Here is a 22,078-nt window from a genome sequence, read left to right as displayed (position 1 = left end):
GAGCGGCCCGGCACCATCACAAGGAGTGAGCCATGATCCGACATATCCTGCTGATCGCCTTCAAGCCGGGCACCCAGCCTGCCCAGATAGATGCGGTGCGTACTGCCTTTCTCGCCATTCCCCATCAGGTCAGCGGCGTGACCGCCGTGGAGTGGGGGGAGAATGACAGCCCGGAGGGGAGGGCCGAGGGGTTTACCCACAGCGTGCTGATGACCTTCGCCGACGAAGCGGCCCGCCAGCGCTATCTGCCCCATCCTGATCACGATGCCCTCAAGGCCATCTTCTGCCCGGTGCTGGCGCGAATCATAGTGCTGGATTACACCCTGCAGGCAGGGGATCGGGTTGTGCCAGAGGGGCCGTTATGATGGTGGATGAGCACTGGGCTGCCATCCCTCCACTGCAGCGCGCACTGCTGGAATCGGTTATGAAACATGGCGCAGCTCATCCTGCGATTGATGCCGGGGTAGTGGTTGGGTCGCTCGCCAAGGGCAAGGCAGACCGGGTATCCGATGTCGATCTCTTGTTGCTGGCCGAGCCGGGCTTCCATAAGCAGGGAGACGAACTGGTGCGCACCATTGTGGGGGAGCGGCCCATCTTTCACTGCTGGCAAGGAAGACATGAAGAGGTCTGTTCATACTGGCGCTTCATCTTCCTCGATATGTCCAGCATCGAGATCCATATCCTTGATCGGGGGGCTGAGTTCCCCCTTGCCAAACCTTATTTGCCACTGTTCGATAAAACTTCCTCCCTTGGTGCGCTTGAGGTATCTGGCCCTGCCCCAAGCCATTGGGACTTTCCTGCCTATATGGCCGAAGGAGATGGTCTGGTTTGGGAGTTGTTCGATTGCCTCAAATGGGCGGAGCGGGGGCAGCGGGGATTGGTCCGGCATCATCTTCGCAAGCTGCTGGCCGAGATGGATAAAGACCCGAATATTGTGGATCGCGATTAATACGGACAAGGAGAACGTCATGTGGTTAGCCGCAATACAGCTGGTATCTGGCCGTCACTGGCAGGATAACCGGGAGCAGATCGCCGCCGAACTGGCGGCCTTGCCCAAAGAGCGGCCGCTGCTGGTGCTGCTGCCGGAAAACTTTGCCCTGTTTGGCGAACGGCAGGGCTATCTGGATGGCGCGGAGGCCATAGGTGAGGGCCCGATCCAGCAGCAGCTGGCCAAATGGGCCCGCGATTACGGCATCTGGCTGGTGGCCGGGGCTATGCCGACCACCATCTCAGGTTCCGACCATATCCATACCAGCTCGCTGGTGTTTGACCCCAGCGGTGAGCTCAGGGGCCACTACCACAAGATCCACCTGTTCGACGTGGATGTGGCGGACAATCACGGTCGCTACCGTGAGTCGGAGACATTCAGCCCCGGCGAGGCGCCTGTGTTGGTGGACTCTCCCTTTGGTCCCCTCGGCCTCTCGATCTGTTATGATCTGCGTTTTCCCGAGCTCTACCGCCAGTTGGCCCGTGCCGGTGCCCGCGTGCTGCTGGTGCCTGCCGCCTTTACCGCCGTGACCGGCGAGGCGCACTGGGAGCCGCTGCTGCGGGCTCGAGCTATCGAAAACCAGTGCTACGTAGTCGCTGCCAATCAGGGCGGCACTCACGAGACAGGGCGCCAGACCTGGGGCCACAGCATGGTGATCGACCCCTGGGGTCGGGTGCTGGCGAGCAAAGAGTCCGGGCGCGGTACTGTGCTGGTGCAGATGGCGCTCGGGCTTATCGCCGAATTGCATCGCACCATGCCAGTGCTGCAACACGCCCGTTTGCTCTGATGGTGTGGTGAAAAATTGAAACGCAGCCGTTTGCCCGTGCTGGAGCATACCCGTTTGTTGTGATGGTGTGGCTTGTCGCCAACCCGTCGGCAAGACGATTTAAAACAGCTCGTTACGAGAGTGGAGAAGAAGATTGAGTCTATTGAGCCAGGTTAGTGCCTCCCTGTTGGCCCCGAATGACATCGACGAAGGGCGCCTGCAGCAGCTGCTCGGCAGCCTGATGAGCCATCAGGTCGAGTTCGGCGATCTCTATTTCCAGCGCAGCTGGCACGAGTCCTGGATGCTGGAAGATGGCATCGTCAAGGATGGCAGCTACAACATCGATCAGGGGGTCGGGGTGCGCGCCGTCAGCGGCGAGAAGACCGGCTTCGCCTACTCGGACGAGCTGAGCCTGCTGGCGCTGCAACAGTCGGTGACTGCCGCTCGCGGCATCGCCGCAGCAGGTGCTCACGGCAAGGTGAAGGCGTGGACTCGCACCGAAGCGAACCTGCTCTATCCGGCCATGGATCCGCTGCATACCCTCGACAAGCACCAGAAGATCGCCCTACTGGAGCAGATGGACAAGTTCGCCAGAAGTCTGGATCCCGCCATCAATCAGGTGATGGCCTCCATCAGCGGCGTCTACGAAGAGGTGCTGGTGGCCGCCACCGACGGCACCCTGGCCGCTGATGTGCGTCCGCTGGTGCGGCTGTCGGTGACCGTGATCGCCGAGAAGGGGGATCGCCGCGAGCGTGGCAGTGCCGGTGGCGGTGGCCGCTTTGGTTACGACTGGTTCCTCGAACTGGACGGGCTGGAGAGCCGCGCTTTTGGCTATGTGCGTGAAGCGGTGCGTCAGGCGCTGGTCAATCTGGAAGCCATCGACGCGCCAGCCGGCACCATGCCGGTGGTGCTGGGTGCCGGCTGGCCTGGTGTGCTGCTGCATGAGGCGGTGGGTCACGGTCTGGAGGGCGATTTCAACCGCAAGGGCTCTTCCGCATTTGCCGGTCGCATCGGCGAGCAGGTGGCCTCCAAGCACTGCACCATCGTCGATGACGGCACCCTGCCGGGTCGGCGTGGCTCCGTCAGCATAGATGACGAGGGGACGCCGGGTGGCTACAACGTGCTGATCGAGAACGGTATTCTCAAGGGTTATCTGCAAGACAAGCAGAACGCTCGCCTGATGGGGGTGCCGCTCACCGGCAACGGGCGCCGCGAATCCTACGCTGCCATGCCGATGCCACGCATGACCAACACCTACATGCTGGCGGGTCAGTACGATCCGGCCGAGATCATCGCCTCGGTGAAGAAGGGCATTTATGCCCCCAACTTCGGTGGCGGTCAGGTGGACATCACCTCCGGCAAGTTTGTCTTCTCCGCCTCCGAGGCCTACCTCATCGAGGATGGCAAGATCACTGCCCCCATCAAGGGCGCGACCCTGATCGGCAACGGCCCAGAAGCGATGAGCCAGGTCTCCATGGTGGGTAGCGACCTTGCGCTGGATCGCGGTGTTGGCATCTGCGGCAAGGAGGGGCAGAGCGTGCCGGTCGGTGTCGGCCAGCCCACCCTCAAACTGGACCAGCTCACCGTGGGTGGCACTTCGTAGGTTGGGTTAGCCGCGCAGCAGCGTAACCCGACGCATTCAAACCCCGGCTCTTGCCGGGGTTTTGCTATTCAGGGAGCCACAGGCAACAAAAAGCCCCGGTCGTTGGACCGGGGCTAGCGGGTTATTCGGTATCAGTTGACGGATATGGCGCGGGCGTCGATGAAATAGCGAGCGTTACCCTGTTTGTCGATCTGGATTTTGGCAACCAGTTGCTCCTGATCTTTATATTCCCAGCGTTGCTCGATCTTGGCGAGGGATGGGCTCGCAATCCCAACCACGTTCAGGTACTCGTGAAACAGGCTATGGCTCCCTATTTCGGTCAGCATCTTGTCCATCTGCATACTCTCCTGAAGTTGAGTGGGTATTCATCAACAAACCTATCAGCGTCCATCTGAATAAAGTCTGTATGAAAAACAAACTAACTCATTTGTGTGTCAATAACATGATCAGGAACAAGATCAGTGCAGATCGTCAGGGACTTTTTGATACCGTTTTCAATCAGAGCCGGTGGGCTTCTGCGGCAACTGATCAAACGTGCCGGAAGCCTGCGGTAGTGTCGGCGCGGTTTGCACGGTCTGGCCGCCGTGGAAGACCGGATCCTGTGCCACTTCCTTGATGCCGTTGATGCAAAACTGCATACCCATGCAGACCAGCAGGAAGCCCATGATGCGGGTCATGGCGTCGATGCCGGTGGCGCCCAGGATCTTGCAGACCGGATCCGCCAGCTTCAATACTCCCCAGCTGATCAGGCTCATCAGGGCAAACGCCGTTACCACACCGGCGTAGATGGTGAGGCGGTTGTACTCGTCAGGCAGTTCGGCAATCTGGGCGGCACCGCTTATTACCAGCGCCATGGTGCCCGGCCCGCACATGCTCGGCATGGTGAGCGGTACGAAGGCAATGCTCTGGTTTATATCGACCCCGCTTTGCTGGCTGGGGGCGGGGAACAGCATGCGAAAGCCGATAAAGCCGATGATGAGGCCACCGGCCAGGCGCAAGCCCGGAATGGAGATCCCGAACAGATCCAGGATCGAGGATCCGATAAAGAAGGTGATGCAGAGGGTGCAGAACAGATAGATGGCGGCCAGATTGACCTGACGGCGCACGTGTTCGCGCGACATCCCCTTGCTCAGTCCCAGCAGCAGGGTGGCCGTGGTGGGCGGGTTGACCATGGGCAGCAGCGCCAGCAAGGTGAGTAATACGACCTGAAAGAACATCTTGAGCCTCGGATAAAGAGTTGGACGTCATGGGGCGACGCGGGTGGCAGGCCCCAGAGGGAGGCTATCTTATGCTGGTGAAACTGAACATAAGCAGTACAAAAAAGCCCCGGCAGATGCCGAGGCTTGTTGTTCGGGTCAGGCCGCTTGCGGCGCTTGCTGTTGCCGGATGGCCCGTTGCTGGAACCAGAGCCAGAGACCGATGGCGAACCCCAGTACAGACAGGCTCACCACATAGTGGGAGGGGGCCAGCATGTCGCTCTTCATCCAGAGGGTCACCGCCATCGGGGTGAGGCCACCGAAGATGGCGTAGGCCACGTTGTAGGAGAACGACAGACCGGAGAAGCGCACCACCGGCGGGAAGGCGTTGACCATCACGTAAGGCACGGCGCCGACGATCCCGACCGCAAAGCCTGCCAGCATGTAGAGCGGCACCAGCTGGCTCGTACCGGCCGCCAGACCGTGATAGAAGGCATAGCTGGAGCCCGCCAGCAGCAGGGAGCCGAACATGAAGGTGAGACCGCTGCCCAGCAGGTCGATCAGTCGACCATAAACGATGCAGCCGAGGGTCAGGGCCACGATGGCCAGCGAGTTGGCGGTCAGGGCGTCAGCCGGGCTGATGCCATAGACCTTCTGCAGATAGGTGGGGGTCATCAGGATCACCACCACGATACCGGCGGAGAGCAGCCAGGTGAGCAGCATGGAGACCACCACGCTGCTCTTGTGGTTGCGCAGCACCGACTTGAGGGGCAGTTCGTCAGCCAGGGTCTTGTTGGCTTTCATCTCGGCGAAGACCGGGGTTTCGTGCAACCAGCGCCGCAGGTACATGGCGACGATGCCGAAGATACCGCCCAGCAGGAAGGGCACTCGCCAGCCCCAGTCACTCACTTCGGCTGGTGTCAGGCTCTTGTTGACCGCAGTCGCGATGAGGGAGCCGAGCAGGATGCCGGCCGTCAATCCCGCCGTGAGCGTGCCGCAGGCGACCCCGACCCGACGGGCAGGGACGTGCTCGGCGACAAACACCCATGCGCCCGGCACTTCACCGCCGATGGCGGCGCCTTGCAGGATCCGCAGTCCCAGCAGGGCGATGGGGGCGCCGATGCCGAGTACCGCATAAGTCGGCAACAGACCGATCAACAGGGTCGGCAGCGCCATCATGATGATGCTGAGGGTGAACATCCGCTTGCGACCGATGAGATCGCCAAAGTGGGCCATGATGATGCCGCCGAGCGGGCGGGCCAGATAACCGGCGGCGAAGATGCCGAAGGTCTGGAACTGGCGCAGCCACTCAGGAATGTCGGCCGGAAAGAACAGCTCGCCGATGACCACGGCGAAGAAGACGAAGATGATGAAGTCGTAAAACTCCAGCGCACCGCCGAGGGCAGCCAGACTCAGGGTTTTGTAATCCTGTCGATTGAGGGGGCGGGCGTGATCATGTTGTTGTGTGGTCGTGGTCATATCCGTATGTTTCCCATCGGTTTTTTTAGTTATTGTCACCCCGTGCAAGGGGCATATACAGGTGATCGAGAGTATGCTGCCTGCCTCTTGTGTGTAAATCGCGCAATTCGCAACACTGTCTTGCATCTTTTTGGGGCAATCCGAGTGCCCCGCTGGCGGAGGAATGATGGAAAAGAAACGGGTACTGCTCTCCTGGAGCAGCGGCAAGGATTGCGCATGGGCATTGCATCAGTTGCGGCAAGATCCCGCCATCGAAGTGGTGGGGCTGTTTACTACCCTCAATCAGGCATTCGAGCGGGTGGCGATGCACGGGGTGCGCAAGCAGCTGTTGACCGAGCAGGCCGCCTGCGTCGGGCTGCCCCTCATCACCATCGATCTGCCCTGGCCCTGCAGCAACGAGGATTACGCCCGCATCATGACCGGCTTTATCGCCGATGTGGTGGCACAGGGGATCCGCCATATGGCCTTTGGCGACTTGTTCCTCGAGGATGTGCGAGCCTACCGTGAAAAGCAGCTGGCAGGCACAGGCATCGAACCACTGTTCCCGCTCTGGGGCAGCAATACCCGTGAACTGGCGCCGCAGATGGTAGCCGCTGGGTTGAAGGCGCGGATCAGTGCTCTCGACCCGAACAAGCTGGATGCCAGCCTGGGTGGCCACGATTTTGACGAGGCACTGCTGGCGGCGCTGCCGGAGGGGGTCGATCCGTGCGGCGAGAACGGCGAGTTTCACACCCTGGCCTATGATGGCCCCATGTTCTCCCGCCCGCTCGGCATTCGGGTCGGTGAGACAGTGCTGCGCGACGGCTTTGTCTTTACCGATCTGCTGCCAATCGAAGATTAATTATCGGGCGTCAAATGCTCCCTTTTGCTGGAGTATTCACAGATTTGAGAGGCGGGATGGGGGCACTATTGGCCCCCTCTTTTGATTGAAGATGACAACCTGCCTTATGAAACACATCTATCGTCCGGCGCTGCTTGCCTCCTTGCTGGCTGCCGCCCTCTCTCTGCCTGCCGTGGCGGGTCAAGTCGCTACCGTTCAGCCTATCCCTGCCGGTGTCACCACCGTCACTCTGGCCCAGCAGGCGCCAATCCACTGGGTATCGGTGGAGCAGATTGCCAAGAGTCTGGATGGCCTGCCGCCAATGGCAGTCGGGTTTGATATCGACGATACCCTGCTCTTCTCCAGCCCGGGCTTCTATCGCGGCAAACAGGAGTTCTCGCCCAACGACGAGAGCTATCTGAAGAACCCCGCCTTCTGGGAGAAGATGAATAACGGCTGGGATGCGTTCAGCATGCCGAAAGAGGTGGGCAAGGCGCTCATCGCCATGCATCTCAAGCGCGGTGACCACATCTATTTCGTCACCGGTCGCTCGGCCACCAAGACCGAAACCGTGAGCCAGACTCTGCAGCAGACCATGAATATTCCGGCCGACCAGCTCAATCCGGTGATCTTCGCGGGTGATCAGCCGGGCCAGAACACCAAGGTGCAGTGGCTCAAGGATAAGCAGATGAAGCTCTTCTACGGCGACGCCGACGGGGATATCAAGGCGGCGCAGGAGGTCGGCATTCGCGGCATTCGTCTGCTGCGGGCCGCCAACTCCAGCTATCGGCCACTGCCGTTGGCAGGGGCGCTGGGGGAAGAGGTGATCGTCAACTCCCAGTTCTGATCCGGAGCGGATCTATGCAAAAGGGCGGGGCCATTGGCACCCGCCCTTTTTGCATCCGTCATCCAGCTCGGGTCAGTCGTCTGCCCACGGCATCTCGGGCAGGCTGTCGAGAAACTCGCCGTAACGGGTCAGATTGAAGGGGCCCTGATCGGCCTCCATCGCCATCAGCTCGGCCCCGAGGGCGCAGGCGATATATTGCAGCGCCTCTTCCCGCGGGGTGCCCTTCATCACCAGTCGCATCAGAGTCGCCTTCACATGGGGCGGGTGACCATCGTTGAGCTGGTTCTCCACCATCTCCAGCAGCGCGTCTTCATCAAAAAATTCCTGAGTGTCGTTCATGGGATATCCGCAACAGTGAATGTGGCGGCCAGTATAGCCCGAATGTGACTAACACCTTGAATGACCAGAGAATAAACAATCCGATGGGGAGGCCATTTGTTACCCATAATTAGGAGGAGTTTGCCAAGGCAAACAGGTTGGAACACAGATAACATGGATGGACACGCCTATGCCCACGATAGATTCCCTGCTGGCCGAGCCCAAGCTACTGCCCCAGATCCCGGAAGTGATGCGCGATTTGATCCAGACCTTCAATGAAAAGGATCCGGATCTGCTCAAGATCAGCAAGTTGATCAACAAGGACCCTGTCATCTCCGCCAAGTTGCTGCGCCTGGCCAACTCGGCCAAATTCGGCAGCAGTCGTCAGATCGGCACCGTCAATGAAGCCGCGGTGCGGCTTGGATTGGCGATGGTGCGCAACATGGTGCTGGCCTGCGGGCTCACCGAATCGGTCACTGCGGTGCCCGGCATTGACCTCAAACATTTCTGGGGCTGCGTCTTCAATGTGGCGGAGCTGGCCCGTCGTCTGGCGGTGAAGAAGGGGATGAAGGGGGATGAGGTCTTTACCTGCGCCCTGCTCTACGATCTCGGCCGACTGGTGATGCATGTGGGCTTGCCGGAAAACACCGTCCATCACATCCACGATCTGGAGTTGCACAAGGGACGGGCCAAGGCGGAAGAGCTGGTGGTTGGCTTCAACTATGCCCAGGTCGGGGCGGCCATGGCACGCTACTGGAAGTTCCCCGAGACCATCAGCAATGCGGTGGAGTATCACTATAACCCCATGCTGGCCAAGGAGTTCTCTCCCGAGGCCGGGTTGATCCATCTGGCGATCGTGCTGGCTGCGCAATCCGATGTGGGGGAAGAGGCGCCACCCGAGTGGCCCCACAAGGTGGCAGATGCGCTGGGGCTGAGCTGGGCCGATTGTGCCGCCCAGTTCACTGCGCTGCGCGAGCAGGGTAATGGCTATGCCGGATTGCTGGCCGCCTGAGCCCGTTTCTCCCATCTCGTCAGGGGTCGCACTGCGGCCCCTTTTGTATGAGTGATGGTGCCACAGGCTTGCCAGCCCGGGAGTGACGGGGCACTCTTTGCCCTTCACTTTCCGTTTGAGAGCCCTTGCCATGATTGCATCCTCCCGCCTGATCCTGCGCGAAATGATCGCCACCGACGCCCCCTTCATCCTTGAGCTGCTCAATGACGGTGACTTCTATCGCTACATCGGTGATCGGGGCATTCGCACCCTCGAACAGGCGCAGGAGTATATCCAGCAGGGGCCGGCAGTCAGCTATGCCCGCTATGGTCATGGCCTCTATCTGGTGGAGCGCAAAGAGGACGGTGCCAGCCTCGGTATATGCGGTCTGATCAAGCGCGATACCCTGGAGCAGGTCGATATCGGTTACGCCTTCCTGCCGCAATATCGCGGTCAGGGCTACGCCATTGAAGCGGCGCAGGCCGCTCTTGCCGATGGCAAAAGCCGATTGGGGATCGGGCAGGTAGTTGCCATCGTCACTCCGGGTAACGAGCGATCCATCGGCCTGCTGGCCAAGCTGGGGCTGGTGCACAGTCGACTGGTCAAATTGAGCGAAGATGCCGATGAGTGCCTGCTGTTGGAGCAGTGATCAAGGTCAGTGAGCGGGGAAGCGAATGGCGAGGTGGCTGTCAGGCTGAGTGACAAGCAAGAGGCTGGGTCTGGCTAAAGGCGTGAGAGAAGCAAAGAGGCCGCCGTGAGTTGCGGCCTGTCTGCATCGGGCGCAGCCGGAGGGCAGGCAGGATCAGTTGAGGTCTTCGATGGAGAACTCGCCAGCGATACCATCACAGGAGATGGCGAAACCGCCGCTGAAGCGGGTGCTGAACTGGATCAGAAACGCATCATTGTCGTGCTCTTGCACAGGCAGGTTGATGGGTTTGCTGCGACGCAGGGGCTTGTGTGTTTGTACTGCTTTCATCATGGTATTTCTCTATATAAATTAGGTGTTTGCTCCTTGTATTGGCAAATGTCAGGTCAATGGGCGCGGTCGATTGGGTGAACGACAAGCGCGCAGGAATACCCAGCCCGCTTAAAGGGCGTCTGCACTTTCAAGGAATATGCTGATGCATAAATCAAATTGGGTGGGCAGATCGGGTCTGCACCGTGAGAGCCGGGCAACGCAGGCAGACAGCCTGACGGTTCTCAAGGCGAGTAAATCAGAAGAAGGTTATGCGGGTACTGGCAGGATTCATCGTGAGGTGAAGCATTGCAGGGCAAACATAAACAGGGCTGATTAACTAGCCGGCGCGCATTCTCTCCTCGAAATGAATAAAAAGCAAACAATAATTTGCCGATGTTTAGGTCAGTACGCTTTTCCTCTGTGTAATCAAGGCGCTATCAGCAGCAAATATTCGCAACTATCCGCCATAAAAAGAGGGCTCCCGACGGGAGCCCTCTCTCTTCTGCAATCAGCACAGTGGGCCGACTCAGTAGTCGCTACAGGCCTTCTTGGCAGCCGTGATCATCGGGGTGATGGTCATGCCTTGCACCACGATGGAGAACATCACCACCGAGTAGGTCATCACCAGGATGACCTGACGCAGGTCGACGCCATGTTCCGGGATCATCATGACGCCGGAGGGGAGTGCCAGTGCCATCGCCATGGCCAGACCACCGCGCAGGCCACCCCAGGTGAGGATCCGCACCGAGAAGGTGTTGTAATTGCGGAATCGGCGGAAAGCCACATAGGGCAGCGACACGCTGATAAAGCGGGCGCCCAGGCAGAGCGGCACCGCAATGACCAGCAGGATCCAGTCACGCCAGGCGAGATCCAGCAGTACCAGCGCCAGACCGATCAGCAGGAACAGCAGGGCGTTGAGGAACTGGTCCATCAACTCCCAGAAGTGATCCAGGTGATGGCTGCTCTGCTCGGAGAAGCCGGAGTGACGGGTCCAGTTGCCGATCATGATGCCGGTGACCACCATGGCCAGTGCGCCGGAGACGCCGATCATGTTGGCAAAGGCAAAACCGGCGGTCGGGATGCAGAGGGTCAGCAGCAGCTCCAATGAACCGTCATCGGTGGCGCTGATCATCACGTGAGCGATGAGGCCCAGCACGGCGCCAAACAGGATGCCACCGAGGGCTTCGTGCAGGAACAGACCGGCCACGCTACCGAAGGTGGGCTCGACACCGCCAAAGGCGACGGCAAACACGGTAGCGAAGATGACGAGGCCAACACCGTCGTTGAACAGGGATTCCCCTTCGATCTGGATGGCGATCTGGGGTGGCGCTTTCATCTTCTTGACGATGGCCAGTACGGCAATCGGGTCAGTGGGGGAGATCAGCGCGCCGAACAGCATGCAGTAGACCAGCGGCAACTCCCAGCCCAGCAGCTTGGCGATAAACCAGAAGCCGTATCCGATGAGGAAGGTGGAGAGCAGGGTGGCAATGATGGCCAGAATGGTGATCTCCCACTTCTGGCTACGCAGTGCCTTGAGGTTGATGCCAAGGCCACCGGCGAACAGCAGGAAGCCCAGAATCCCCTTCAGCAGGAAGTTCTGGAAGTCGATGCTCTCCATGGTCTTGACGGCAAGAGGTTCCAGATTGAACCAACCCAGTTTGCCAAACAGCACCAGCAGTGCGGAGATCAGCATGGAGCCCGCAGTAATGGCGATGGTGGTCTGGATCTTCACAACATACTGGTTGGCAAAGGCGATAAAAATCGCCAACGCTGCCAGAAAACAGAGTGTGTAGTAGACGCTCATAGTTATTTTTTTCTCGTTGGTAGACAGCAAGCACGTATCCCTATGCAGGACGGGCATAGGTTACTCTCGGGCCCTATGTTACTCATTACCCATAAATGAGTATATGGTGGCGCATTTGGACTGATAGACGGCTAGATTTCCATTTTATTTGTTTGCTGTTAGGATGCTGTTTACGCAGTTGCATGGATGTAAGAGGAACACGCGGTGTCGAACGTAATGTCGAGCAGAGAGCCGAGCAAGCAGTCGGACGTAACAAAGAAGCTGGAAGCCTGCCTCAGGGAGCGGATCCTGATCATCGACGGGGCCATGGGCACCATGATCCAGGGCTACAAGCTGGGGGAGGCGGATTATCGTGGTGAGCGGTTTGCTGACTGGCATACCGACATCAAGGGCAACAACGATCTGCTGGTGCTGACCCGTCCGGCGGTGATCCGCGAGATCCACGAGCAGTATTGTGCTGCCGGGGCCGACATTCTCGAGACCAACACCTTCAACGCCACCCGCATCGCCATGGCCGATTACGAGATGGAAGAATTCTCGGCCGAGATCAACCGTGAAGCCGCCCGTCTGGCCCGCGCCGTGGCAGACGAGTGGACGGCAAAAGATCCCGCCAAGCCGCGTTTCGTGGCTGGGGTGTTGGGCCCCACCAACCGTACCGCCTCCATCTCGCCGGATGTGAACGATCCCGGCAAGCGCAACGTCACCTATGACCAGCTGGTGGCTGCCTACACCGAATCGACCCATGCCCTGATCGAGGGCGGCGCCGATATCATCCTGATCGAGACCATCTTCGACACCCTCAACGCCAAGGCGGCCGCCTTCGCGGTGGAAGGGGTGTTCGAGGAGCTGGGTTACAGCCTGCCGGTGATGATCTCCGGCACCATTACCGATGCCTCCGGCCGTACCCTCTCCGGCCAGACCACCGAAGCCTTCTACCACTCCCTGCGCCACGTCAAACCGGTATCGTTTGGCCTCAACTGTGCGTTGGGGCCGGACGAGCTTCGCCAGTATGTGGAGGAGCTGTCGCGCATCAGCGAGACCCATGTCAGTGCCCACCCCAACGCCGGTCTGCCCAATGCGTTTGGCGAGTACGATCTCGATGCGGGTGAGATGGCTGAGCATATCCGCGAGTGGGCCCAGAGCGGCTTTCTCAACATGGTCGGCGGTTGCTGCGGCACCACCCCGACCCATATTCGCGCCATGGCCGACGCCGTGGCGGGCATCAAGCCGCGCGTGCTGCCCGAGCTGCCGGTGGCCTGTCGTCTGTCGGGTCTCGAGCCCCTTATCATCACCCCTGAATCCATGTTCGTGAACGTGGGGGAGCGCACCAACGTTACCGGTTCGGCCAAGTTCAAGCGGCTGATCAAGGAGGGGCTCTACGACGAGGCGCTCGATGTTGCCAAGCAGCAGGTAGAGAACGGCGCCCAGATCATCGACATCAACATGGACGAGGGGATGCTGGACGCCGAAGCGGCCATGGTGCGCTTCCTCAATCTCATCGCCGGTGAGCCGGACATCGCCCGGGTGCCTGTGATGATCGACTCCTCCAAGTGGGAGGTGCTGGAAGCGGGCCTCAAGTGCGTGCAGGGCAAGCCGGTGGTCAACTCCATCTCCATGAAAGAGGGGGAGGAGAAGTTCATTCAGCAGGCGAAACTGCTGCGCCGCTACGGCGCCGCCGTCATCGTGATGGCGTTCGATGAAGCGGGTCAGGCCGATACCCGCGCCCGCAAGTTCGAGATCTGCCAGCGCGCCTACCGGATCCTGGTGGATCAGGTCGGTTTCCCGCCGGAAGACATCATCTTCGATCCCAACATCTTCGCGGTAGCGACCGGCATCGACGAGCACAACAACTACGCGGTGGACTTCATCGAGGCGGTGAAGGACATCAAGACGCATCTGCCCCACGCCATGATCTCCGGCGGCGTCTCCAACGTCTCGTTTTCGTTTCGCGGCAACGAGCCGGTGCGCGAAGCCATTCACGCCGTCTTCCTCTACCACGCCATCAAGAACGGCATGGACATGGGGATCGTCAACGCCGGTCAGCTCGCCATCTATGAAGACATTCCGGCGGAGCTGAAAGAGAAGGTCGAGGCGGTGGTGCTCAACCTCAATGACAACGCCACCGAGGAGCTGCTGGCCATCGCCGAGAAGTATCGTGGTGCCGGTGCCCAGGCTGAGGATCCGCGGGATCAGGAGTGGCGCAGCTGGCCGGTGGGCAAGCGGCTGGAGCACGCGTTGGTCAAGGGGATCACCGACTTTATCGAAGAGGATACAGAGGAGGCGCGTGCTCAGGCCGAGAAGCCGCTGCACGTCATCGAAGGGCCGTTGATGGATGGCATGAACGTGGTCGGCGACCTGTTCGGCGCCGGCAAGATGTTCCTGCCGCAGGTGGTGAAATCGGCGCGGGTGATGAAGCGGGCGGTGGCCTATCTGCAGCCCTATATCGAGGCGGAAAAGTCGGGTGGCTCCAGCAACGGCAAAATCGTGCTGGCGACCGTGAAGGGGGACGTGCACGACATCGGCAAGAACATCGTCGGGGTGGTGCTGCAGTGCAACAACTTCGAGATTGTCGACCTCGGGGTCATGGTCTCCTGCGAGACCATTCTCAAGACTGCGCGTGAGGTCGGCGCCGATATCATCGGGTTGTCGGGCCTCATTACCCCGTCGCTGGACGAGATGGTGCACGTGGCCAAAGAGATGGAGCGTCAGGGCTTCAAGCTGCCGCTCTTGATCGGCGGTGCCACAACTTCCAAGGCGCACACTGCGGTGAAGATCGAGCAGAACTACTCGGAGCCTGTGGTCTATGTCTCCAACGCCTCCCGCGCGGTAGGGGTGGCCCAGAGCCTGCTTAGTCCGGATCTCAAGGAGGCGTTTGTCGCCCGCATCGACAAGGAGTACGAGATCGCTCGGGATCAGCATGCCCGCAAGCAGCCGCGCTCCCGCCCGGTCAGTCTGGCCCATGCCCGCGCCAACCGGCATCAGCTGGACTGGGTTGGCTACCAGCCGCCCAAGCCCCGCGAGCTCGGGGTGCAGAAGTTCGAAGATGTGGCCATTTCGGTGCTGCGCCCCTACATCGACTGGACGCCGTTCTTCCTCAGCTGGGAGCTGGCGGGCAAGTATCCGCGCATCCTTGAGGACGAGATCATCGGCGAGGAAGCGACCAAGCTGTTTGCCGACGCCAACGCCATGCTGGACCAGCTGGAAAAGGATCAGAGCGTGCGCTGCGCCGGGGTGATCGGCCTGTTCCCGGCCAACGCGGTAGGAGACAGCATCGAGGTCTACAGCGACGAGTCCCGCACCGAGGTCATCAAGGTGTTGCACCACCTGCGCCAGCAGAGCGAGAAGCAGGGCTTCCCCAACTACTGTCTGGCGGACTATGTGGCGCCGAAAGAGAGCGGCAAACCCGACTGGATCGGTGCCTTCGCGGTGACCGGCGGCATCGGTGAGGAGGCCATCGCCAAGGCCTACAAGGCGCAGCATGACGACTACAACGCCATCCTTATTCAGGCGGTGTGCGACCGTCTGGCCGAAGCCTTTGCCGAGTATCTGCACGAGCAGGTGCGCAAGGTACATTGGGGTTATGCCCCCGACGAGGCCCTCAGCAACGAGGAGCTGATCCGCGAAAACTATCAGGGCATCCGTCCGGCCCCCGGTTATCCGGCCTGCCCGGAGCACACCGAGAAGGGGAGCATCTGGGAACTGCTGGATGTCGAGCAGGCTATCGGCATGCAGCTCACCGAATCCTACGCCATGTGGCCGGGGGCGGCGGTGTCGGGCTGGTACTTCTCCCACCCCGAGAGCAAATACTTCGCGGTGGCACAGATCCAGCAAGATCAGGTGGAAGATTACGCCGTTCGCAAGGGGATGACGCTGGCCGAGGCCGAGCGCTGGTTGGGGCCAAACCTGAACTGATTTCCGCGTGACATCGGTTGATCTTTAACGAGAAACGGCGGCATCCTTGCACGGGTTGAACAACCTGCGCAGAGCCGCCGTTTAACCTGTTGGTCACAGTGATGTGGTAGCGTGCGGTTTGGTGTGGTTTGTCTTGTTGTCAGGATAAACAATTGGCGTTGTCTTGGCGCTGTGGCACCTTATACTCTCCCGCCCCATCCTGCCCAGGCATAGCCTTCTAGCGGAATTGTCATGAAGATCGCCATTTTATCCCGTGAGCCGAAAAACTACTCCACCCGCCGTCTGGTCGAGGTGGCACAGGCGCGCGGTCATCAGGTAGAGGTGCTCGACACCCTGCGCTGCTATATGAATATCGCTTCCCACAACCCCTCCATTCACTACGAGGGTGGGGAGCTGGGAAGTTATGACGCCGTGATCCCGCGGATCGGGGCCAGCATTACCGCCTACGGCACCGCCGTGCTGCGCCAGTTCGAGATGATGAACACCATGGCTCTCAACAGCTCGGTGGCCATCAGCCGCTCCCGCGACAAGCTGCGGGCGATGCAACTGCTCTCCCGCCACGGTATCGGCCTGCCCATCACCGGCTATGCCCACAGCACCCACGACGTGCCCGACCTCATCACCATGGTGGGTGGGGCGCCGCTGGTGGTGAAGCTGCTGGAGGGAACCCAGGGGATTGGTGTGGTGCTCTGCGAGACTCAGAAGGCCGCCGAAAGCGTGATCGAGGCCTTTATCCAGACCAACAACAACATTCTGGTGCAGGAGTATATCCGCGAGGCCAATGGCGCCGATATCCGCTGTCTGGTGGTCAACGGCAAGGTGGTGGCAGCCATGCGCCGTCAGGCCCAGCCGGGAGAGTTTCGCTCCAACCTGCACCGTGGCGGCACCGCCGAGGCGATCAAGATCACTCCGGAAGAGCGCGCTACCGCCGTACAGGCCGCCAAGATCATGGGGCTGGACGTGGCGGGGGTCGATATTTTGCGCAGCGCCCGTGGCCCGCTGGTGCTGGAGGTCAACTCCTCCCCCGGCCTGCAAGGGGTGGAAGCCGCCTCCGGCAAGGATGTGGCCGGCAAGATCATCGAGTTCCTCGAACTCAAGGCGAGCCGCAAGAACAAACCGGCGGAGTGAGCCTCAGGCTTGCATCCGTCAGATAGAAACAGGGCGCCCTCGGGCGCCTTGTTGCTATCTGGCTGGTGGGTTGGCGGTGCCACTGCGCCCTCACCCTAACCCTCTCCCAAAGGGAGAGGGAACTGTTCGGCAGTGATCATCGCCAGCCGGGCGCTAAATACGCCATCCTCGAGCCGGGTGTCGATCTGCCAACCCAGCTTCTCGCAGATGCGCTGGATGATGGTGAGGCCACAGCCGTAGCCTAGGATCTGATCCGGCGCCGCCGCCGTCGGGTTGCTGATGGTGAGCACCGAGCCGCACAGCTCGATGTCGATATGTCCCTCGGCATAGCTCAGGGCATTTTTCAGCAGGTTGCCGAGGGCGATGGCGAGCAGGGAGAGGGGGGCGTTGACTTCGCTGCTCTCATCCAGATTAAGCCGGATATCGAGGGCCTCCCGCTGCAACAGCGGAGCGAGGCGGGCCAGCTCCTGACGGATCAGCGGGGTCACCTGCTGCAGCGGTCGCTCCACTGCCTCCTTGCGGCCCAGCAGCAGGAAGGTCTCGGTGAGCAGCGCCATCTCGTCGGCGGCGGCGCGGATGCGGGTGGTGGCGCGGGCGGCTGGCGCGGGCAGATCCGTCACCTTGCCGAGCAGCGCGGCCGAGCCCTGGATCACCATGTTGGGGGTGCGCAGCTCGTGGCTGGCGAAGCGGCTGAACTCCTGCTCGCGGGCGAATACCGCGCTCACCTCCTGTTTACCGGCCAACAGTGCCAGTTCGATATCGCGCAGCTCCTGCCAGGGGGCGTCGGGCTCGAAATCCGCCTGATCCGGAGTGAGGTGGGCGACCCTGTGCTGCAGCCGTTGCAGCGGCCCTGTGATATGACGTACCAGCCAGATGCCGAAGCCGAGGCAGGCGAGCAGCAGCGCCAGCCCGATCAGCCGGGTCGCCAGATGCAGCTTGTCCTCGTAGGGGTCAAGGTAGTCATCGGCGTCGTCATTGAACACCAGATAGAGCAGTCCCTCACCGGAGGGGTGACGGGCCACCAGAAAGTGTTTGTCCTCCTTGCCCAGCTGATGCTCGAAAAAGCCGGGAGTCTGGTAGGGCTTCAGCCATTTCGGCAGACGGCCCGCTTCGGTCCAGTAGCTGGAGAACTGTCTGGGGCTCGGGGCTGCGGCGGCCGGGCCGAGTCGCAGCCAGTCATCGCTGTAGCGGGTCACTTCGGCTTCCAGCCAGTGGCGCAGGCTCAGCTCCTCCATCTTGTCCTCGGCCACCAGCATCAGGCCGGAGAGTAGGATCAGCAGTACTACCCCGGCGCCGCCGAGCGCCATGATCAGGCGGCGGCGCAGGCTCGGCAGGCTCATGCGCTCACCAGTCGATAGCCCTGACCGTGCAGGGTCTCCAGCATGGGAGTGGGGAAGGGTTTGTCGAGCGCGTTGCGCAGGGCGTAGATATGGCTGCGCAGGGCATCGGAGTCGGGCTCCTCATCCCCCCAGACGGTGTCGAGCACCTCCTGACGGCTGACGATGGCGGGGGCGCGGCGGGCCAGCAGGGCGAGGATTTGGAACGGGATCTTGCCGAGCTTGAGGGGCTCACCGGCGCGGGTGGCGCGGCCGCTGGCGACATCGACCGTCAGATCGCCAAAGCTGATGGCCCCCACATCGCCGCGCGGGCCGCGCAGGCTGAGGGCTTGCAGTCGCACCTCCAGCTCCTCCATGGCGAACGGCTTGACCAGATAGTCATCCCCTCCCGCCTTGAAGCCCGCTAGCTTGTCTTCCAGGCTGTCGCGGGCGGTGAGAAACAGCACGGGAGTGGCAATCCCCTGCTCGCGCAGGCGCGCCACTGTGCTGAGCCCATCGAGGCGCGGCATCATCACATCCATGATGATGACGTCGAAACGCTGCTCCTCCAGCAGCTGCAGCGCCGCCTGACCGTGATAGGCACAATCGAGGCGGTGACCGGCCAGCTCCAGATAATCCATGATGGTTTCCGCCACCTGAGGATTGTCTTCCACTACCAAAATCTTCATGCTTTGCTCTCCTGGTTGGTGAGCGTTTCACGCTCTTTTCACACCGGATTCGGCATCCTGTTTGCCAGTGTAACCCCGAGGATCCCTGATGAAGAAGTCTCTCTGCGCCCTCCTGTTGCTGATCTTGTTGCCACTTGGCACCGCACAGGCGACCGAATTCAAACTGACCGGCCGCACCACCTGGCAGCTTGGCCAGTTGATGGTCAACGGCATGCCGTTCGTGATCGACGACCAGACCCGCTTCAAGGATTGGCTCAACGAGGATGATCTCGGCGGTACCTGGGTCGAGATGAAGGGGGTGGTGGAGAACGGCGTGCGCTATGTGCGCAAGGTCGAAGCCCTCGACGAGGATGACAAGGACGAGATGGATCTGGAGGGGCCGGTCGAAGGGGGGCGGATCTGGGGCTACACCACCTCGGACAACAGTCTGACGCCGTTCGAAGGGCGCTGGCTCGAGCTGGAGTGCAAGTTTGACGGCATGCGCCTGAGCCGCTGCCGCGAGGATGACTGATCCGATCTCTGCGTTCCGATTAGAAATGCTCCCGAATGAAGCCCATGCTTGTCCTGCATGGGCTTTTTGTTCAGGGACGAACGAAGATGGAACAATCGAGAAAGTGGTGTGCATGGATGCTGGGTGTGCCGCTCTGGGCGGCGCAGGCGGGAGCCGACGAATTGTGGCTGGTGGAGCTGGAGCACAGCGACGGCATCCGCCTGCAATTTCAGGGGGCCGAAGTGGAGCTGGGCAGTGCCGCCATCTGGCGGCAGGGGGAGATTTGGCCGCAGCCACTCAAACCCGGCGACCAGCTCGCCCTGCTGGTCACCGATGGCGTTGCCACCCGCATTGAGCTGCTGGCCGCCAGAGCCCCGCTGGCCAATCAGCCCTGGCAGCGGGCGCAAGATCGCCTGCAATCCTTCGATGACCGGCAGCTCACCCTGGCCACCCTGGGCACTGTGCCACTCAATCCGCAGGTGCGCTGGGTCAACGGCTCGGTCGCCGATCTGCACGCCGGGAGCGAGCTGGTATTGATCCGTTCGGCGGATGGAATATTGCAGGGAATTGAAGTGATCAATCCGGAAGAGTAATTCAGCATCTTCTTATTTAATATGGTTTCACCATATTGTGGCAGCCATTAAATAATGACTGTCACAATATTTATGATTTATTCCTCAATAAAGTCATCGCTCTAATTATTTTCCTGTATCACCATTATTTTGTTTGTCATGGATGTTTTTTGGTGGTTTATTTTATTTGTGTCAGGTTTTGTCGGAGTCCATACCTGTCAAATGAAAAAGGATATTTCTACACAATAACAATTATCGTATGTCTGAAAGAGGGATAAATGATGAATAGAATAATTACCGCCAATCTGGCGTTTTTGGCGTCTTCATTGATGCTCGCTCAGGTGCAGGCGGCTGAACCTGTCTACCCTGATCAGGTCAAGTGGGCGGGTCTTGGCACGGGCGTCTGTGCCAGTGGTTACCGTCCTCTGACCCGCGATGAAGCCATGAGTATCAAGGGTAATCTGGTCAGCCGCATGGGGCAGTGGCAGATCACCGGGCTGGCGGATCGCTGGGTGATTATGGGGCCGGGATATAATGGCGAAATCAAACAGGGCACTGCCGGAGAAACCTGGTGTTATCCCAACTCACCAGTTTCCGGAGAAATACCAACACTCTCTGACTGGAATATTCCGGCGGGTGATGAGGTCGATGTGCAATGGCGGCTTGTCCACGACAATGATTATTTTATCAAGCCAGTCAGTTATCTCGCCCATTATTTGGGATACGCCTGGGTGGGTGGAAATCATAGTCCCTATGTCGGGGAGGATATGGATGTTACCCGGGTTGGCGATGGCTGGCTGATAAAGGGAAATAATGACGGCGGCTGCTCCGGATATCGTTGCGGGGAGAAGAGTTCCATCAAGGTAAGCAACTTCTCATATACCCTGGAACCCGACTCCTTCAGCCATGGTCAGGTCACCGAGAGCGGCAAGCAGCTGGTCAAGACCATCACGGCCAATGCGACCAACTACACCGACCTGCCTCAGCAGGTGGTGGTGACCCTGAAGTACGACAAGGCAACCAACTGGTCGAAGACCGACACCTACAGCCTGAGCGAGAAGGTGACCACCAAGAACAAGTTTCAGTGGCCGCTGGTGGGTGAAACCGAACTGGCTATCGAGATCGCCGCGAGCCAGAGCTGGGCCTCCCAGAAAGGAGGCTCGACGACCGAGACCGTCTCGGTTGAAGCGCGCCCCACGGTGCCGCCTCACTCCAGCCTGCCGGTGCGGGTTGCGCTCTACAAGTCCAACATCTCCTACCCCTACGAGTTCAAGGCCGAGGTCAATTATGACCTGACCATGAAGGGCTTCCTGCGTTGGGGCGGCAATGCCTGGTATACCCATCCGGAGAATCGCCCCACCTGGGAGCACACCTTTGCCGTCGGCCCGTTCCGCGACAAGGCGAGCAGCATCCGTTACCAGTGGGACAAGCGTTATATCCCGGGTGAAGTGAAGTGGTGGGACTGGAACTGGACCATCAGCGAGTATGGTTTGTCGACCATGCAGAATAACCTGGGTCGTGTGCTGCGCCCGATCCGTTCGGCAGTGACCGGTGACTTCTATGCCGAGAGCCAGTTTGCCGGCGATATCGAAATCGGTCAGCCCCAGACCCGTTCCGCGGCCTCTGCCCAGTTGCGTAACGCCTCTGCTGAAGGTGTGGCTCTGACCGGTGTAGATCTGGATCAGGAGGCCCTTGCCAACGAAGGGTTTGGCAACGTATCCCTGACCATAGTTCCGGTTCAATAACCTCACTCGCAGGCCCCTTTCATAGGGGCCTGTTTCTGTTTGCCCTGCGCCCCTCGATTTTCCCTCTTTTTCTCCTCTTGTCCCTGAATGATCACAGCGGGAACCTGTGGCGTGCCAAGGTGATGCCAACGCAGGTTTGACCTCTGTTTGGGGTGGCTCCGTGGTGAGGCATTGTTCACTCATTTGTTGAAAGAGGCGTGTTGGCCAGATTGTTAACGGCTTGTGCTTTAGATTTTCCCCCTTATACTGGCGCCATCTTGTCGGAGTGCTGACCGTCGAACGACGCGAAGCTGAGACCGTTAATTCGGGATCCGTGGAACCTGATCAGGTTAAAACCTGCGAAGGGAACAAGGGTAACTTGCGGGTTACCGCGCCGGAGGAGGGACAAGCCTCTTCCGCTCATCGAAGGGAGCATCCTTGATGGGTCAGGGCGCACAGGAGGGAGTCTGTCCCGTC

The 22,078-nt window shown here is 60.2% G+C and carries 21 protein-coding genes and 1 riboswitch; of the genes, 13 read left to right on the top strand and 8 right to left on the bottom strand.

What is annotated here, in order from left to right:
• Positions 1 to 32: 32 nt before the first annotated feature.
• The 4 genes from ACTG27_RS14570 (at position 33) to tldD (ending at position 3,357) form a co-directional block, all read left to right on the top strand.
• Positions 33 to 365, top strand: coding sequence for a Dabb family protein (locus tag ACTG27_RS14570; RefSeq protein ID WP_439979879.1), 333 nt, complete (start codon positions 33 to 35; stop codon positions 363 to 365).
• Positions 362 to 949 carry a nucleotidyltransferase domain-containing protein gene (locus ACTG27_RS14565; RefSeq protein WP_129504843.1) on the top strand — a complete coding sequence of 196 codons (588 nt, stop codon included), beginning with the start codon at positions 362 to 364 and terminating at the stop codon, positions 947 to 949. The genes ACTG27_RS14570 and ACTG27_RS14565 overlap by 4 nt, the downstream gene beginning before the upstream one ends.
• 19 nt (positions 950 to 968) lie before the next feature.
• On the top strand, positions 969 to 1,775 hold the full coding sequence (locus ACTG27_RS14560) for a carbon-nitrogen hydrolase family protein (RefSeq protein ID WP_279461137.1): 807 nt from the start codon (positions 969 to 971) through the stop codon (positions 1,773 to 1,775).
• 133 nt (positions 1,776 to 1,908) lie between these two features.
• On the top strand, positions 1,909 to 3,357 hold the full coding sequence (gene tldD / locus ACTG27_RS14555) for a metalloprotease TldD (RefSeq protein ID WP_439979878.1): 1,449 nt from the start codon (positions 1,909 to 1,911) through the stop codon (positions 3,355 to 3,357).
• Positions 3,358 to 3,488: 131 nt separating this feature from the next.
• Here tldD and ACTG27_RS14550 read toward each other — a convergent pair whose 3' ends face one another.
• The 3 genes from ACTG27_RS14550 to ACTG27_RS14540 all read right to left on the bottom strand — a co-directional run bounded on the left by ACTG27_RS14550 (position 3,489) and on the right by ACTG27_RS14540 (position 6,032).
• On the bottom strand, positions 3,489 to 3,692 hold the full coding sequence (locus ACTG27_RS14550; protein WP_005340062.1) for a hypothetical protein: 204 nt from the start codon (positions 3,690 to 3,692) through the stop codon (positions 3,489 to 3,491).
• A gap of 159 nt (positions 3,693 to 3,851) precedes the next feature.
• Positions 3,852 to 4,574: a MarC family NAAT transporter gene (locus tag ACTG27_RS14545; protein ID WP_236381783.1), complete on the bottom strand. Its 723-nt coding sequence runs from the start codon at positions 4,572 to 4,574 to the stop codon at positions 3,852 to 3,854.
• A gap of 138 nt (positions 4,575 to 4,712) precedes the next feature.
• Entirely contained in the window at positions 4,713 to 6,032 is a 1,320-nt protein-coding gene (locus tag ACTG27_RS14540) for an MFS transporter (protein ID WP_019446502.1), read from the bottom strand.
• A 166-nt stretch (positions 6,033 to 6,198) separates the two neighbouring features.
• Between ACTG27_RS14540 and ACTG27_RS14535 the strand changes: the two genes are divergently transcribed.
• Positions 6,199 to 6,873: an ATPase gene (locus tag ACTG27_RS14535; protein WP_019446503.1), complete on the top strand. Its 675-nt coding sequence runs from the start codon at positions 6,199 to 6,201 to the stop codon at positions 6,871 to 6,873.
• 106 nt (positions 6,874 to 6,979) lie between these two features.
• Positions 6,980 to 7,699: an acid phosphatase AphA gene (gene aphA, locus ACTG27_RS14530; protein ID WP_429072366.1), complete on the top strand. Its 720-nt coding sequence runs from the start codon at positions 6,980 to 6,982 to the stop codon at positions 7,697 to 7,699.
• Positions 7,700 to 7,771: 72 nt separating this feature from the next.
• On the opposite strand, the gene ACTG27_RS14525 is transcribed toward aphA, so the two are convergent.
• A complete protein-coding gene (locus tag ACTG27_RS14525; RefSeq protein WP_005348674.1) occupies positions 7,772 to 8,038 on the bottom strand; it encodes a hypothetical protein in 267 nt (88 codons plus the stop codon).
• Positions 8,039 to 8,207: 169 nt separating this feature from the next.
• Between ACTG27_RS14525 and ACTG27_RS14520 the strand changes: the two genes are divergently transcribed.
• Complete coding sequence (locus tag ACTG27_RS14520; RefSeq protein WP_019446506.1) at positions 8,208 to 9,029, top strand: HDOD domain-containing protein; 822 nt, start codon at positions 8,208 to 8,210, stop codon at positions 9,027 to 9,029.
• 130 nt (positions 9,030 to 9,159) lie between these two features.
• Positions 9,160 to 9,657, top strand: a complete 498-nt coding sequence (locus ACTG27_RS14515) for a GNAT family N-acetyltransferase (protein ID WP_421263114.1) — start codon at positions 9,160 to 9,162, stop codon at positions 9,655 to 9,657.
• Between the two features lie 153 nt (positions 9,658 to 9,810).
• Here ACTG27_RS14515 and ACTG27_RS14510 read toward each other — a convergent pair whose 3' ends face one another.
• Positions 9,811 to 9,987 (bottom strand): hypothetical protein, encoded by a 177-nt coding sequence (locus tag ACTG27_RS14510; RefSeq protein WP_005340085.1) that lies wholly within the window; start codon positions 9,985 to 9,987, stop codon positions 9,811 to 9,813.
• Positions 9,988 to 10,492: 505 nt separating this feature from the next.
• Positions 10,493 to 11,770: a cation:proton antiporter gene (locus ACTG27_RS14505; RefSeq protein ID WP_139438600.1), complete on the bottom strand. Its 1,278-nt coding sequence runs from the start codon at positions 11,768 to 11,770 to the stop codon at positions 10,493 to 10,495.
• A gap of 216 nt (positions 11,771 to 11,986) precedes the next feature.
• Between ACTG27_RS14505 and metH the strand changes: the two genes are divergently transcribed.
• Together metH and rimK are read left to right on the top strand one after the other, a co-directional pair.
• Positions 11,987 to 15,682: a methionine synthase gene (gene metH, locus ACTG27_RS14500; protein ID WP_439980526.1), complete on the top strand. Its 3,696-nt coding sequence runs from the start codon at positions 11,987 to 11,989 to the stop codon at positions 15,680 to 15,682.
• Positions 15,683 to 15,913: 231 nt separating this feature from the next.
• Entirely contained in the window at positions 15,914 to 16,810 is an 897-nt protein-coding gene (gene rimK, locus ACTG27_RS14495) for a 30S ribosomal protein S6--L-glutamate ligase (protein ID WP_005340088.1), read from the top strand.
• 95 nt (positions 16,811 to 16,905) lie between these two features.
• Here the strand turns inward: rimK and ACTG27_RS14490 are convergent, their stop codons facing one another.
• Positions 16,906 to 18,150 carry a sensor histidine kinase gene (locus ACTG27_RS14490; protein WP_439979877.1) on the bottom strand — a complete coding sequence of 415 codons (1,245 nt, stop codon included), beginning with the start codon at positions 18,148 to 18,150 and terminating at the stop codon, positions 16,906 to 16,908.
• On the bottom strand, positions 18,147 to 18,815 hold the full coding sequence (locus ACTG27_RS14485; protein WP_019446511.1) for a response regulator transcription factor: 669 nt from the start codon (positions 18,813 to 18,815) through the stop codon (positions 18,147 to 18,149). The genes ACTG27_RS14490 and ACTG27_RS14485 overlap by 4 nt, the downstream gene beginning before the upstream one ends.
• A gap of 88 nt (positions 18,816 to 18,903) precedes the next feature.
• Between ACTG27_RS14485 and ACTG27_RS14480 the strand changes: the two genes are divergently transcribed.
• The 3 genes from ACTG27_RS14480 to aerA all read left to right on the top strand — a co-directional run bounded on the left by ACTG27_RS14480 (position 18,904) and on the right by aerA (position 21,622).
• The gene (locus ACTG27_RS14480; RefSeq protein WP_267529240.1) at positions 18,904 to 19,326 is read left to right on the top strand and encodes a hypothetical protein; all 423 of its coding nucleotides are present in this window, start codon (positions 18,904 to 18,906) and stop codon (positions 19,324 to 19,326) included.
• 86 nt (positions 19,327 to 19,412) lie between these two features.
• Positions 19,413 to 19,898, top strand: a complete 486-nt coding sequence (locus ACTG27_RS14475; RefSeq protein ID WP_439979876.1) for a hypothetical protein — start codon at positions 19,413 to 19,415, stop codon at positions 19,896 to 19,898.
• A gap of 260 nt (positions 19,899 to 20,158) precedes the next feature.
• Positions 20,159 to 21,622: an aerolysin AerA gene (gene aerA / locus ACTG27_RS14470; RefSeq protein ID WP_162838751.1), complete on the top strand. Its 1,464-nt coding sequence runs from the start codon at positions 20,159 to 20,161 to the stop codon at positions 21,620 to 21,622.
• A gap of 251 nt (positions 21,623 to 21,873) precedes the next feature.
• Positions 21,874 to 21,986: riboswitch (TPP riboswitch) on the top strand.
• Positions 21,987 to 22,078: the final 92 nt, after the last annotated feature.

Source organism: Aeromonas sp. 97A, assembly GCF_051919185.1.
Lineage (GTDB): Bacteria > Pseudomonadota > Gammaproteobacteria > Enterobacterales > Aeromonadaceae > Aeromonas > Aeromonas veronii.
This window is presented reverse-complemented; position numbering and strand designations above follow the sequence as displayed.